8 protein-coding genes and 1 pseudogene are annotated in these 14,008 nt (G+C 69.5%); 4 read left to right on the top strand and 5 right to left on the bottom strand.

The genetic code is table 11. The annotated features are described in order from the left end of the window. Nucleotides 1-17: 17 nt before the first annotated feature. Nucleotides 18-1,985 (bottom strand): energy transducer TonB, encoded by a 1,968-nt coding sequence (locus KZ820_RS06145; RefSeq protein ID WP_219747688.1) that lies wholly within the window; start codon nucleotides 1,983-1,985, stop codon nucleotides 18-20. Here KZ820_RS06145 and KZ820_RS06140 point away from each other — a divergent pair. Next, on the top strand, nucleotides 1,984-2,484 hold the full coding sequence (locus KZ820_RS06140; RefSeq protein ID WP_219747687.1) for a TlpA family protein disulfide reductase: 501 nt from the start codon (nucleotides 1,984-1,986) through the stop codon (nucleotides 2,482-2,484). The two genes, KZ820_RS06145 and KZ820_RS06140, sit on opposite strands and share 2 nt — an antisense overlap. Before the next feature lie 214 nt (nucleotides 2,485-2,698). Here the strand turns inward: KZ820_RS06140 and KZ820_RS06135 are convergent, their stop codons facing one another. The 4 genes and pseudogenes from KZ820_RS06135 to KZ820_RS06120 form a co-directional block, all read right to left on the bottom strand. Next, a complete protein-coding gene (locus KZ820_RS06135; RefSeq protein WP_219747686.1) occupies nucleotides 2,699-3,814 on the bottom strand; it encodes a Gfo/Idh/MocA family protein in 1,116 nt (371 codons plus the stop codon). A 161-nt stretch (nucleotides 3,815-3,975) separates the two neighbouring features. Next, entirely contained in the window at nucleotides 3,976-4,803 is an 828-nt protein-coding gene (locus KZ820_RS06130) for a c-type cytochrome (protein ID WP_219747685.1), read from the bottom strand. Between the two features lie 416 nt (nucleotides 4,804-5,219). Beyond that, nucleotides 5,220-5,473, bottom strand: a pseudogene (locus tag KZ820_RS06125) (SDR family oxidoreductase); the annotation flags it as partial. Nucleotides 5,474-5,503: 30 nt separating this feature from the next. Continuing rightward, nucleotides 5,504-7,618 carry a malate synthase G gene (locus tag KZ820_RS06120; protein WP_219747684.1) on the bottom strand — a complete coding sequence of 705 codons (2,115 nt, stop codon included), beginning with the start codon at nucleotides 7,616-7,618 and terminating at the stop codon, nucleotides 5,504-5,506. A gap of 504 nt (nucleotides 7,619-8,122) precedes the next feature. Between KZ820_RS06120 and KZ820_RS06115 the strand changes: the two genes are divergently transcribed. Genes KZ820_RS06115 through KZ820_RS06105 form a run of 3 tightly spaced genes read left to right on the top strand, consistent with a single transcriptional unit; the run spans nucleotide 8,123 to nucleotide 13,993 of the window. Next, entirely contained in the window at nucleotides 8,123-10,927 is a 2,805-nt protein-coding gene (locus tag KZ820_RS06115; protein WP_219747683.1) for a TonB-dependent receptor plug domain-containing protein, read from the top strand. 28 nt (nucleotides 10,928-10,955) lie between these two features. After that, on the top strand, nucleotides 10,956-11,849 hold the full coding sequence (locus KZ820_RS06110; protein ID WP_219747682.1) for a 2-hydroxy-3-oxopropionate reductase: 894 nt from the start codon (nucleotides 10,956-10,958) through the stop codon (nucleotides 11,847-11,849). Further along, entirely contained in the window at nucleotides 11,846-13,993 is a 2,148-nt protein-coding gene (locus KZ820_RS06105; protein WP_219747681.1) for a beta-galactosidase trimerization domain-containing protein, read from the top strand. Before KZ820_RS06110 ends, KZ820_RS06105 begins: the two co-directional genes overlap by 4 nt. The last annotated feature ends 15 nt before the right edge of the window (nucleotides 13,994-14,008 follow it).

The following is a 14,008-nucleotide window of genomic DNA, read 5'->3' as shown; positions in this document are numbered from 1 at the left end:
CGGCGTCGCGCCCGGCGTCACCGGTTCGGGAGCAGGAAAAGCACGGATTGCTGCTGACCTGAGCAGGCCAGCGCGCCTTCCGGTCGGAAGGTGCTGCTGAAGCGAGCGACGCGTATGATGCCATTCGCGGCTTCGTCGAAAATGAAGGGCGGGTAGGCGATTACGGCTCGCGGCGCGATCGTACGTCCGTCCGGAGTGATGTCGAAGGAGGTGCGTACCCAGCCCTCGAAGCCAAGCCGCTGTGCCTCCTGGGGAAAGTCGCTGGCGCTGCCACTCATGCGCTGTACCGCGGGCTGAAGGCCAACGGTCGCACATTGCTCGGCAGTGAGCCCGGTGCGATCGAACACGGCACGAGCGCCCGCGACATCGCCCTTCGCCGCAAGGACGTTGGCTTCCTCGAGCAAGGCCGCGATCTTCAACGGATGACGTGGTGGCAGCGCCGGGTCGCCGCTCACCGCTGCCACGAGAACGGCCGCGTCCGCAGGCGGTCCCTTGCGGTACGCGGGTTGGGCGATCAGCAGTCGCAGCGTTGCCGCCGACAGTGGATCGCCAGATACGTCAGGCCGCGCCAGAATGGCGCGCATCCGCGTCCGCCACGACTCGCTATCTTCGTCCACCTTCTCGGGCGCGACCATCTCGACATAGGTGCGCACCGCGACCGGCGGCGAGAGCGATGCCACAGCCGTTCGCACGATGGCGTGAAGGGCGGGGCGCTCCTGTCCGTCCAGCACCGGATTGTCGCTCAGAGCCAGTGCGGCCTGCGCCTGGGCTACGGCATCGTTCTTGGTGTTGGCCGCGGCGAGCGCCGTGCGTTGCGTGGCGAGCGCCACCGCGGCGGGTTGCTCGGCCCATTTTGGGGTTGGCGCACCTTTCTCGACCAGCCATGCCTCGAACGCATCCTTGAGGGGGCGTGTCACGCCAGGCGCACCGTCCGCCCTGACGCAGCGCAACTCGACCCGGGTGGTGTAGCGGAACAGCGCCGGAATCTTGGCGACGTCCTCCGCACGCCACGACCAGTCCGTCACGGCGCGAGCGAATGCCAGTGCCTTTGCGCGATCGCCGTTGGTGTAGACTGGGGCGACACCGGCGACGTGCCCGTCGCGCTCCAGCGAGAACTCGACGATCGCTTCATCCTCCGGGACCAGCCCACCTTCGCCGCACGCCGGCGGATCCATCGAGGCGGCTCTGGTGAACGGTGTGTCCCGCATCCGCCCAGCACCGGTATAGGCGAGGTAGAGTCGCGCATTGTCACGATCGTTGTTCTTCAGCGCCGCGATCGCCAGGTCCGAACGTGTCGCAATATCGTCGGCGCTGACACGGCTGGTCAGTCCGCCCTGCTTGCTCAGGCTGTTCTTGAGCTCGGCATAAGCCTCCCTCGCGCGTCCCTCGTTCAGCAGGACGCGTGCGTGCACGGTCTGCACCGCCGCCAGGTCCTTTTTGCTGAGAGCCGGCTCGGCGAGCACCAGTGTGCGGGCCTCTTCGGCCGCGGCCAGCGCGCGGCCGTCGTGATCGAACATCGTCACCAATGCCAGGCGCAACAATGCCGGGACCCGCGCTCCCCCCTTCAGCGGATCAGCCGCGGCGCGATATTCCTTAGCTGCCTCATCATAGTCGAAGGTGCGCTCGGCCAGGCGTGCGAGCGTCATGTGCGCCTCGTAGACGTCACCGGAAAACTCGACGCCCTTGCCAGCAAGCACAGGCAGCCCCCGCGCGATCGCTGCCTTGCCATCCTCCACCTGCCCGAGATCAACCAGGCAGCGCCCGTTGCGCACGTCAATCGTGGCAGCGAGTAGAGGATTGCGGCTTTTCGCCATCGTAGCGAACATCTTGACGGCCTCCGCGCAGCGGCCCTCCGCCACAGCCTGGCTCGCTGCGTCGAAGCGCGCCTGTGCGCTCTGATGCGCAGGCGGAGACGCAGGCGCGGGCGCTTGCGCGGCTGCTGCCGCTTGACCCGCCAACGCCAGCGCGAGCAATGATACGGACATGACCCCTCCCTTGTTTGCGGCAGAGACATCACGGCACGACGGCGCTGTCGAGGGAAGAAGCGCACGTTGGCGTGCGATGGGACGTGGAGTCATCACCGTTCTGACATGCTTCGGCGCGCCGGCCTTCGCCGCCGAACAGCCCGTCCGCTACCCGGCGGGCAGCGTGCTGTTGCTCGTCGCTCCCTGGTGCGCCCCTTGTCACGCTGAGATCTCGCGGCTCGATGCGATCGCGCAGGCGGCCAAACCTCGGGCGGTGCGTGTGTTCATGGTAGAGGACGGACCTCGTGCCCAGGCGATGTGGCGCGGTGTTCCGGCGGTCTACCGCTGGACGCCGCCGGCGAATGAAGAACGTCGCTATCGTAGCGATGCCATGTCACGGGCGGCGGGCCTGCCGTTCGGGCTTGTGACTGATGCAAGTGGCCGGGTGTGTGCTGCGAAAGGCGGCGGCATGGATGCTGAGCGCGTCGGCCTTCTCATTGCCGATTGTGGGAAGTCCTAGCCTCGCTCGATCGGGCAGAGCTGCGCTTCGGATGTATCTCCTCGCTTCAAGAGGGATGGCGCCCTAAGCACCTGGGCTTGCGGTCGCGCGTGCGCTCACACGAGAGGAGCGGTGGAGACTGGAATTGATGTCCCGCTTCCCGATCGGGGTTGCTCGCCGACCTTCATTCCAGTGCACCGTGCAAGATCGGGCTGCATCTAACCCGATCGCTATCTCAATTCGTCGCGCCGGGTGACGTCGGTAAAGCCACCGTCCGCCCGGTCGCGGCGGAGCGCCGCGCAGCATCGAGGATTCGCGCCACAACCAGCGCGTTGTCGAGCGAGGTCGGGTCTGTCTCGGCCACGTCGGTGCGCCCGCGGACGACCGCGGCCAGAAAGGCGAACGGGTCGGTGAACGTGGGTGCGGGCGTCGCGAGCGTCCGGACCGTCGACTCGCCGCGGCGCCGCAGCACCAGCGTCTTCCCGTCGGGCGTCGACAGCACGCCCGTCTCGCCGAACAGCTCGATGTCCTTGCGGTGGTCGGGCCAGTTCCACGACGCCTGCAGGACGGCGGTGGCGTTCGGATAGGTCAGCACGATCGTCGCCTCGTCGTCGACTCGCGCGTAGACCGGGTCGCGCTTGAGCCGCTGCGTCACCGCGGTGACACTGGTCGGCGCCTTGCCCTGCATCAGCCAGGTCATCAGGTTGGCGCCATAGCAGCCGAAATCGACGATCGCGCCGCCGCCGTTGGCGCTCGGATCGACCAACCAGGAGAGGAACTCGGGCTGTACGCCGATCTCCTTCGGGCCGTAATGACCGTCGCGGAATACCACCTTGCGGATCGCCCCAACGTTGCCTGCCGCGAGCGCCCGACCCAGCGCCGTTCGGCTCGGATACCAACTGGTCTCGTAATTGGTGAGCAGCTGGACATGGTGCCGTCGCGCCAGGGCCGCCATGGCGCTGGCCTCCGCCGCGTCGAAGCTGAGCGGCTTCTCGACCATGACATGGATCCGCCGCGGCGCCGCCGCCTCGACCACGGCGCGGTGCTCCGCGACCGCACCGAAGGCCAGCACCGCCTCAGGTCGTACCTGGTCCAGCATCGGCGCGAGCCGGTCGTGCACGAGCGCGGAATCGAGGTGGTAATCGCGGACGTAGCGCGCGGCGACGGCGCGATCGGGCTCGTAGATGCCGACGATCTCGACATCGCCGATCGCGCGCCGACCGAGAAGTCCGCCGACATGGCCGTGGGTCAGGCGCGCGATCGCGACGCGAACCGGTCGATCCGGCCGCTGCGGCGCGGTCGCCGCCGTCGCGGCGAACATGATCATCAGAAGAGCGATCAGCCGGTACATCTCACCTCCAGCGAACCGCGCGGGAGGCGGCCCATTCACCTCAGGTCCGACGCGCTGCGGGGGCGAGGCGCAGGATCAGATCACCACCTGGCCGCATCCGAGCCGCTGCCGCGCCCCTCTTACCGCGCCGCGCCGCCGAGCGTGACGCGGGATCGACGCCGTCAAGGATCGAGCGATGCCAGATAGGCCGCGAGATTGACGATGTCCGCGTCGGAGAGCCGCGCGACCACCGGCTTCATCGCCACCGCGTTCTTGCCGTCGCGCGTGCCGCTCTTGAAATCATACAGCTGGCGCGCCATAGCGGTCGGCGATCGGCCGGCGATCCCAGGGAATTCGGCGCCCGATCCCCTCATGTCGTCACCATGGCACGAGGCGCAGGGCAAGGTCCTGCCCCCTCCGCCGCTCGTCGCCAGTGCCTTGCCCTTCTTGATGCTGCCCGCCGGTACATAGGCGATGAAGCCGGACGACGGATCGCGCAACGAGGTGCGCTCGAAGTTCTGCGGCACTTCGATGATCCGGGTTCCGATCGGCTCGGTGGCGCCGCTCGGGTCAACCTTCTGTATCGCGTGCGCCGCCGGGTGGGTGACGGGCACGACATCGCCCTCGATCAGACGGAGTCTCTTCACAGGCTTGATCGAGTGGAAATATTCGGAGGCTTGTCGCGCATCGTCGAGCGGCAGTGCCTTCGCGATCTCGATCATCTTGGCGAGCGGCGCACCGTTGATCGACGCGTGCCGATGGTCGTCCCTCATGTCGGCCAGCTGTTGCAGCATGTAGTCGACGGGCAGACCGCGCAGATCGCTCGTGTCCGGCTTACCGCCGCCGTCGATGAGATGACATTGTCCGCAGGCGTTATAGGCACCCTCTCTTCCGCTGATCACGGGCGGTGGCGGCGTCGGATGACGCTCCGGGAACCAGTCGATCGTCGCCCGCTGTCCGTTGATCTGGGTGAAGGTGAAGGCCTGCTTGCTCCCGGGGACGTGGAACAACTTGCCCTCTTCCTTCTCGTCGTCCGGGATGCCGCGCGGGTACGGCCAAGCGGGGAAGTCCGTTCGCGCCAGCGCCGGCGGAGGATCGAACGTCGCTTTCTCGGCGGCGAACGCCTGGTAGGCGCGACAGGCGACGAAGCCGGAGGCGAGAACCGCCACGACCGCACCGTTCAGCAGAGCGGATCTGAACGACAACATGGTGCTTCGCCTTCGCTGTGTCAGCGCCCGTCGAGCGCTGGAGCCGTGGGATCGCGGCCCGATACCGCAGACTAGCGCTCTGGTCCGGGCGCGCCTAGCCCGCCGCGTCCAGTCTCACATCTCCGTCGCGGATCTCAGTCGGCAAGTGACGATCGCGACCGGTCAGCGTGGTTCAATCGCCCATCCTGGTGTCGGAGGCTCACGAGATCGTCCGCTCCGCGCGCCAGCCAGCCGCCATCCACGGCGAGCACGTGTCCCTGCACATAGGCGGCCGCGTCCGAGGCGAGGAAGACGGCGCCTCCGCCGATGTCGCCTGGCTCACCCCAGCGTCCCGCCGGAATGCGACCGAGGATCGCGCGCGCTCCACGTCGGCGCGTAGCGCCGCGTCGTTGTTGGTGGCGATGTAGCCGGGCGCGATCGCGTTGACGGTGATCTCCAGCGGTGCCCACTCGTTCGCCAGCGACCTGAACAACGCGGCGGAAATCCGGATCGTGCCGGGCGATCACGTGTCGGCCCGCGCGCGATCCATCGCCTGCTTGGCCACGGTCCGATAGTGATGCAGCAGCGGCTCGGTATAGCCGTTCGGCTGGCGCGCGCCGTCCAAGATCATAGCGCGTGCGGCGTCCATGGCGAGGCTACCGGGAGCCAGCAGGGGCCGGTAATGCGGCTCGCCCGCGTTCTGCTGGTCCACCCGCGCCGCCATGCGCGCCAGCGCGTCCTCGATGTCCGCGCGCGAGCAGACCCCGTGGTGCAGCCAGTTCGCCATATGCTGCGACGAGATACGCAGCGTGGCGCGATCTTCCATCAGCCCTACGTCGGTCAGGTCGGGCACCTTGGAGCAGCCGATCCCCTGGTCGATCCAGCGCACCACATAGCCGAGCAGGCCCTGCGCGTTGTTGTCCAGCTCGGCACGCACATCGTGCGGCAGCCACGTCGGCGTGGCGAGCGGGATGGAGAGCAGGGCCGCCAGTGGCGGCACCGGTTGGCCGGCGATCGCGCGCTGGCGCGCGCCGACGTCGACCTGATGATAGTGGATCGCGTGGAGCGTCGCCGCGGTCGGGCTGGGTACCCACGCGGTGCTCGCCCCGGCGAGCGGGTGCGCGCTTTTCTGCGCCAGCATGTCGGCCATGCGATCCGGCGCCGCCCACATGCCTTTGCCGATCTGCGCCCGACCGCCGAGGCCGCACGCCAGCCCGATGCGGACGTTGCGATCCTCGTAGGCGGCGATCCACGTGCTGTCCCTCATCGCCGCTTTGGGCACCATCGGCCCGGCCTCGAAGCTGGTGTGGATCTCGTCCCCGGTGCGGTCGAGGAAGCCGGTGTTGATGAAGCAGATGCGATGCCGCACCGCGTGGATGCAGGCGGCGAGGTTGGCCGAGGTGCGGCGTTCCTCGTCCATCACGCCGACCTTGATGGTGTGGCGCGCCAGCCCGAGCAGATCCTCCACCGCATCGAACAGGCGATCGGTAAAGGCGCATTCTTCGGGGCCGTGCATCTTCGGCTTGACCACGTAGATCGCCCCGGCCGCGCTGTTGCCGGCGGCGCGATCGCCGCGCACGTCGTGCGTGCCGATCAGGCCGACGACGAGCGCGTCGACGATACCTTCTGGCGCCTCGGTGCCGTCCGGCAGGAGCAGGGCCGGTGTGGTCATCAGGTGGCCGACGGTGCGGACGAACAGCAGCGATCGTCCCGGCAGCACGAGAGTGCCGCCGTCTTCCGCGGTGTAGCGGCGATCGGGCGCGGGCGTCCGCGTCACGCTCCGCCCGTCCTTGGCGAAGGTGGCGGTCAGATCGCCGCGGAGCAGGCCCAGCCAGTTCGCATAAGCGGCGACCTTGTCGGCGGCGTCGACCGCCGCGATCGAGTCTTCCAGATCGACGATCGTCGTCAGCGCCGACTCGAGCACGACGTCGGCGATCCCGGCAGGATCGTCGCGGCCGATCGCATGCCCGGGATCGATCGCCACCTCGATGTGCAGGCCGTGATGGCGCAGCAGCAGGCTGTCGCCGCGGCGCCCGACCAGCTGCGCGGGATCGGCGAGCGGGGGCGTCCCGCCGCGCCAGTCGGCCCAGCTGATCCCGGCGAGCGGCACCGTCGCATCGAGGAAGGTCTTGGCAAAGGCGACCACCGCCGCGCCGCGCGCGGGATCATAGCCACCGGACGGAGCGGGATCGCCGAGTGCATCGGTGCCGTAGAGCGCGTCGTACAGGCTTCCCCAGCGCGCGTTGGCGGCGTTGAGCAGGAAGCGCGCGTTCAGCGCGGGGACGACGAGCTGCGGCCCCGCGCGCGTCGCCACCTCCGCGTCGACGCCGTGCGTGGTGATCGCGAAGGGCGCGGGCTCCGCCACGAGATAGCCGATTTCCTCGAGGAAGGCGCGATAGGAGTCGGCGTCGATCGGCGCGCCGCGGCGCTCACGATGCCACGCATCGATCGAGGCCTGAAGCCGGTCGCGCGTCGCCAGCAGCGCGCGGTTCTCCGGCGCGAACCGCGTGACGATGGCCGCTGCGCCTGCCCAGAAGGCGTCGGCCGACACGCCGGTGCCGGTCAAGGCCTCGTCCTCGACGAAGGCGGCGAGTTCGGCGGCTACCGACAGGCCGGCGCGCGTCACATAGGCAACCACGGTCGTCAGCCCAGCCGCCCGTGACGACGAGCGGCGCGGCGTTCCCCCACCCGCTCCGGTATCGCTGCCGGCAGGAGGGCGGCGTCATCACCCGTGTCACCGACGCGGGCGCGACCCGGCTGGTGGTCGGTCGTCGTCATGCTGTCGTTCGACAAGGCGGTCACTCTTCCTCGTGGTGGTTGGTCTGCGGCGGCAGAACGCCCCGCCGCCCGGGGCACTCGGTCCGGCACGATCCCGCGAATGCCCGACGCCTTCGCTGCTCCACCCCCGACCTGAGATCGCCCCGGCAGCGCTCGCGCGCGCGCCCGCAGTCCAAAGAAAACGCGGCGAAAGACCATTATCTGTCCATAACCGAGAGTCTCCCCGACGGTAAACATCCGCGCGCCTTTCGTGACGAAACATGGCTGTACGGTATGGCATATTAACCACTGGACAGAGTGGTAATATATTCTATCCATAGCTTAGAAGACGCGAGAGATGGTACAACCATCTGATGGAGGGGATATGAGCAGCATCCTGGGCGCGCGCGCGCTCGCACTCGGCGTGTCGACGCTCGTGCTGGTTCAGGCCGGCGCGGCCGCAGCCCAAGCGGTCGCGCCTGTCGACGCCGCCGCTTCGGCCGCTACGCCGCAGGTGTACTCCGACCCGGGCCAGGAGCAGGCCACCGATCCGGCGACGCAGGCGCTCGACGACGTGGTGGTGACCGGCAGCCGTATCGCGCGCTCCACCTTCCAGACGCCGACGCCGATCACCACGATCACCGAGCAGCAGCTCGAGCAGAAAGCGGCGACCAACGTCGTCGACCTGCTGCGCGACATCCCGGCGCTCCGCCCCAATCGCAACAACGGCAGCGGGCGCAACCTCGGTCTCGCCACCTTCAACATGCGCGCGCTCGGTTCGACGCGGACGCTGCTGCTGATCGACGGGCAGCGCGTGCTCGACAGCAGCCCGATCGCCAACGGCTTCGACATCAACATCATCCCTGCGCCGCTGGTGGCGCGGCTCGACATCGTCACCGCCGGCGCCTCGTCCGTCTACGGGTCGGACGCGGTGACGGGCGTGGTCAACCTCATCCTGGCGGACAACGTCCAGGGCGGGAAGATCGACGCGCAGTACAACGTCTCCACCCACGGCGATCTCGGCCAGGTGTCGGCCAGCGCGATCTATGGCGGCAAGTTCGGCGACGGACGCGGGCGCTTCGTCGCCGCCGCTTCCTACTTCGACCAGCCCGACGTGATCTACCAGGGCGCGCGCGAGTGGGGGCGCCGCGGCGTCACCTTCATCCCCAACGCGGCCTACACGCCGACCAACGGCGAGTTCCGCCAGCTGATCGTGCCCGACGCGCGCTACTCGCAGATGACCGCCGGCGGCGTCATCACCACGCCGGGGCCGCTGCGCAACATCCAGTTCGGGCAGGGCGGCGCGCAGTCGCGCTTCCAGCAGGGCAGCAACGTCGGCACGGTCTGGATGGAGGGGGGCGAGGGGCTGATGCCGCAGCCCAACTTCGCCCCGCTGCAGGTGGCATCGCGGCAGATCAGCGGCTTCGCGCGGCTGAGCTACGAGGTATCGCAGAGCCTGTCGGCGAGGCTCGACGTTCTCGCCGCCAACACGCTGGCGCGCAGCACCGGCAATTACAACACCAACAACGGCGACATCACGGTCCGCCGAGACAACGCCTTTCTGCCCGCCAACATCCGCGACGCGATGATCGCGAACAATCTCACGACGATCCGCGTCGGCCGCTACAATCCCGAGCAGGGGCGGAACCTCAACTCGACAGAGAACAGCTATTACCGCGTCAGCGGTGGCCTCAGCGGCCAGCTCAGCGAGACGTGGAAGTGGCAGCTGGGCGGCAGCTATACCTTTGCGCGCTCGCTGATCCTCGGCCGCAACAATCGCGACCAGGCGAAATGGGCGCTGGCGCTCGACCCGGTGGTCGGTCCGTCGGGCCAGGTGGTGTGCCGATCGACGCTGACCAGTCCCGGCAACGGCTGCGTGCCCGCCAACATCTTCGGCATCGACGCGCTCACGCCGGAGGTGAACGCCTACGTGCTCGGCACCTCGCGGCAGGACTCGCGCTCGCAGAGCGCGATCGCGAACGCGAACGTCTCCGGCGACCTGTTTGACACCTGGGCCGGCCCGGTGAAGGTCGCGCTGGGCGCGGAATATCGCCGGGACTCGGTCGACAACCGCTCGGACCCGGTCTCCGACGTCAACGGCTGGCGCCAGGGCACGTTCGGTTCCTACTACGGCAAGCTCGAGGTGAAGGAGGGCTATGGCGAGATCTCGATCCCGCTCGCGCGCGAGACCGGCTTCGCGCGCAACCTCGACCTCGACCTCGCCGGCCGTTTCGTCGACTACAGCACCGTCGGGTCGACCGGGGTGTGGAAGGTCGGCCTCAACTACGCGATCAACGACAGCGTCCGCTTGCGCGGCACCTACTCGCGCGACTTTCGCGCGCCGCGGATCAACGACCTGTTCGCGCAAGCCAATATCCGCATCGGCACGGTCACGGACTTTCTCACCAACCGCACCGCCAACGTCAATTTCCTGATCGGCGGAAACCCCAAGCTGGGGCCGGAGACGGCGTACACCCTTACCGGCGGCATCGTGCTCCAGCCCGCCTTCATCCCGCGGCTCCAGCTCTCCGCCGACTTCTACGACATCGACCTGCGCGACGCGATCATCACGCCGGGACAGCAGGAGGTGGTGGACCGCTGCGGCCGCGGTGACCCGATCTTCTGCCAGGGCGTGATCCGCGACGAGAGCGGCGCGATCACCCAGGTCAACGCCAATTCGTTCAACGCACAGACGCTGAAGACGCGCGGCATCGACTTCGAGGCGAGCTACAATTTCCCGCTGTTCGCCGGGCGATTCACCGCTCGCGCGCTGGCCACCTATGTCGACCGGCTGATCTCCTCGACCGCGACCGGTCAGGTCGACACCGCCGGGCAGCTGCAGGGCGGCTTCGCCACGCCCAAGTGGCGCGGGTCGACCACCTTCCTGTACGATCAGGGGCCGCTGAACCTGCGCGTGCTGTTCAACTATATCGGGCCGGGCACGTTCGACAATGCGTTCGGCCCGCTCGATCTCAACCGCAACCATTATCCGGCGTTCCTCTACACCGACATGTCGGTGCAGTATGACGTGACCGACCGGTTGCAGCTCTACGCCAAGGTCGAGAACCTCACCGACACCGCTCCGCCGCTGCTGGCGGAATCGAGCATCACGGTCGCGCTGGCGACGCTGTCGCAATATCACGACCTGCGCGGGCGGGTGGTCGGCGTCGGCGCGCGGCTGCGCTTCTGATCATGCCCGCCTAAGAAGGAGAGAGACGATGCGGATCGGGTTCATCGGCACCGGGATCATGGGACGGCCGATGGCCGGGCACCTTCAGGCGGCGGGGCATCAGCTCTGGCTGGCGCCGCATCGCTCCCCGGCGCCGGAGGAACTTGTCGCAGGTGGCGCGACGGTGTGCGCCAGCGCGCGCGCGCTCGCCGCGGCGGTCGAGGCCGTCATCCTGATGCTGCCCGACACGCCCGACGTCGAACGCGCGCTCTTCGGCGCCGATGGCGTCGTCGCCGGGCTGCGACCAGGCACGCTGGTGATCGACATGAGCTCGATCGATCCGATCGCCACGCGTGACTTCGCCGCGCGCGTCGCGGAAGCGGGAGGCGAGTATGTCGACGCCCCGGTGTCGGGTGGCGAGGTCGGTGCCAAGGCAGCCTCGCTCACCATCATGTGCGGCGGCAGCGCGGCGGCGTTCGCGCGCGCGAAGCCGCTGTTCGGCGCGATGGGCAAGAACATCACCCTGGTGGGCGAGGTCGGCGCCGGGCAGGTGGCGAAGGTGGCCAACCAGATCGTCGTCGCGCTCAACATCGCCGCGGTCGGCGAGGCGCTGCTGTTCGCCGCCAAGGCCGGGGTCGATCCCGGCAAGGTGCGCGAGGCGCTGCTCGGCGGCTTCGCCGCCTCCCGCGTGCTTGAGGTACACGGCCAGCGCATGATCGACCGCACCTTCGCGCCGGGCTTCCGCATCGCGCTGCATCAGAAGGACCTCAACCTGGCGCTCGGCAGCGCGCGCGCGCTCGGCCTGGCACTGCCGGGGACCGCGGGGGCGCAACAGCTGTTCAGCGCCTGTGTCGCGCGCGGTGGCGCCGACTGGGACCATTCGGCGCTGGTGCGCGCGCTCGAGGCGCTGGCCGATCACGAGATCGCGCGAGCGGCGCCGTGAGCGCGCCGGCCGATCGCTGGTCGCGGCGCGGCGTGATCCAGGCGCTGTCGCTCGCCGGGCTGGGTGTCGCCGGCGCGGCGGACGCGGCGCCCGGCGCCGTGGCGCGCGTCCCGACCTTCGATCCGCGGCGCTGGTGGGAGGGCGATTATCGGATCGTGCAGACCAACCTGCGCGAGGTCGACGCGCGCGAGGATCCGCGCACGATCGCGCGCGCGGTGCGTGCGTTCGGCGGCAACACGATCGTCTCGAACATCGGCGGCATCGTCGCTTTTTACCCGACCGTGCTGCGCTACCAGCGGCGCAACCCCTATCTGCGCGGCGACTTCGTCCGCGCGATGATCGACGCCGCCCGCGCCGAGGGGCTCGCCTATGTCGGCCGCTTCGATCTCTCCAAGGCGATGAAGCCCGCCTATGATGCCAATCCCGGCTGGTTCATGCGCAACCGCGACGGCACGCCGCGTACCTTCGCGGGGACCTATCAGGCGTGCCCCAACGGCGGCTGGGCGCGCGATTATGGGTTGCAGCTGCTCAGCGAGGGGCTGACGCGCTACCGGCCCGATGGCCTGTTCTTCAACATGACGGGCTATCCGCGCACCGATTACGCCAACGTCGATCACGGCATCTGCGTCTGCGAAAATTGCGCCTCGGCCTTCCGCGCGATGTACGGCCGCGCCCTGCCGGCACGCGAGGGCTTCGCCGACCCGGCGTGGCCTGACTATCTCGACTTCCAGGCGCGCACCTCGGAGGACCTGCGCCAGCGCATCGTGGCGCATGTCGCCCGGCTCGCGCCCGGTATCCCGATCGCGCAGCACGACAGCGTCGAGCAGGTCGGGCGCGGCGAGGTGCAGCGCCGCGTCGATCGCGCCGCGCCCGAGTGGGCGCACCAGTCGGGCGAACAATGCCGCGCCGCGCTGGCGCGCGCGCCCGGCACACCCTGGTCGTCGACCTCGACCGCGCACGTCGACTATCCCTGGCGGCAGGTGACCGAGAGCGCGGCCTATCACGCCAACCGCCTCGCTCAGGCGATGGGGGCGGGGGCCAAGCTCGACCTGTACCTGATGGGCACGCTCGCGGACCAGGACGACCCCGGCTACCTGCCGCCGGTCTCCGCGCTGTTCCACTGGCGCGCCGCCCACGCCGCGCATTATGCCGGCATGGCGGCGGACGCGCGCGTCGGCCTCTACCAGTCGGGCGCGACGGCGCGGCGCGCCGGCATGACGCCGCACGCGGCGCGGCAGACCAGCGAGTTCCGCGGCCTGTACAGCGCGCTGGTCGATGCGCGCGTGCCGTTCCGCCTGATCAGCGACGCGCGCGTCGCCGACGGCGGCGACGATCTCGCCGGCTATGACGTGATCCTCTGCCCCAACGTCATGCTGCTGTCCGACGCCGAGGCGCGCGCGCTCGACGGCTTCGTCGCACGCGGCGGCACGCTGATCGCGACCGGGCTGCTGGGCGGCTACGACGAGCGCGGCCGCGCGCGCGCGACGGTGCCGCTCGCCGCCTTCCCGCTGGCGCGCTACGCAGCGCCGCGCGCGGCGGAGGGCTGGACGCTCGATCCGAAGCTGGGGACGATCCGTGTCGCCGGCCGCGTGCCCCTCGACGGCGACTATGTCGGCGGGACGTCGCGCCCTGGCGCGGCGGCGCTGATGCGCTTCGCGCCCGACCAGCGCTACGGCCCGCCCGAGTTCAGCTATGCCGTGCCGGGCGATCCGGCGCGACGCGACCCCGGCGTCGCCGCGTTGGCGCACGGTCGTGGCGAGGCGATCCACGTGCCGTGGTGGATCGGCTGGCACTATCACCGCGACGGGCTCGCCGCGCATCGCGAGCTGATCGCCGCGCTGGTGGCGCGAGGCCAGCCGGCGCCGCGCTACGTGCTCGCGGGGGACGGGCCGGTCGAGCTGATGACGCTGGCGCGCGACGACGGCGCGGCGCTGATCACCGTCGTGAACTATGCCGGCCAGCGCGACACGCGCTACGTCGACCCGCCCGCCTTGCACGGCCTGCGCCTCGGCGTACGCGGCACGCCGCGCGGCGCGCGCGCGCTGGTGGCGGGGCAGGCGATCACCGGCGAGCGCCGCGGCGGCTTCTCGTGGTTCGCGCTCCCGCCGGTGCGCGCCTTCGAGGCGGTGCTGCTCACCGCCTGAGCCTTCGTCCTTCCG

It is taken from the genome of Sphingomonas citri, from assembly GCF_019429485.1.
GTDB classification, from domain to species: Bacteria; Pseudomonadota; Alphaproteobacteria; order Sphingomonadales; family Sphingomonadaceae; genus Sphingomonas; species Sphingomonas citri.
This window is presented reverse-complemented; position numbering and strand designations above follow the sequence as displayed.

Excerpts from the sequence above, each read along its gene's own strand:
- KZ820_RS06115 (WP_219747683.1), top strand. The coding sequence starts at position 8,123 with ATGAGCAGCATCCTGGGCGCGCGCGCGCTCGCACTCGGCGTGTCGACG.
- KZ820_RS06135 (WP_219747686.1), bottom strand. The coding sequence starts at position 3,814 with ATGTACCGGCTGATCGCTCTTCTGATGATCATGTTCGCCGCGACGGCG.
- KZ820_RS06110 (WP_219747682.1), top strand. The coding sequence starts at position 10,956 with ATGCGGATCGGGTTCATCGGCACCGGGATCATGGGACGGCCGATGGCC.
- KZ820_RS06145 (WP_219747688.1), bottom strand. The coding sequence starts at position 1,985 with ATGTCCGTATCATTGCTCGCGCTGGCGTTGGCGGGTCAAGCGGCAGCA.
- KZ820_RS06140 (WP_219747687.1), top strand. The coding sequence starts at position 1,984 with ATGACCCCTCCCTTGTTTGCGGCAGAGACATCACGGCACGACGGCGCT.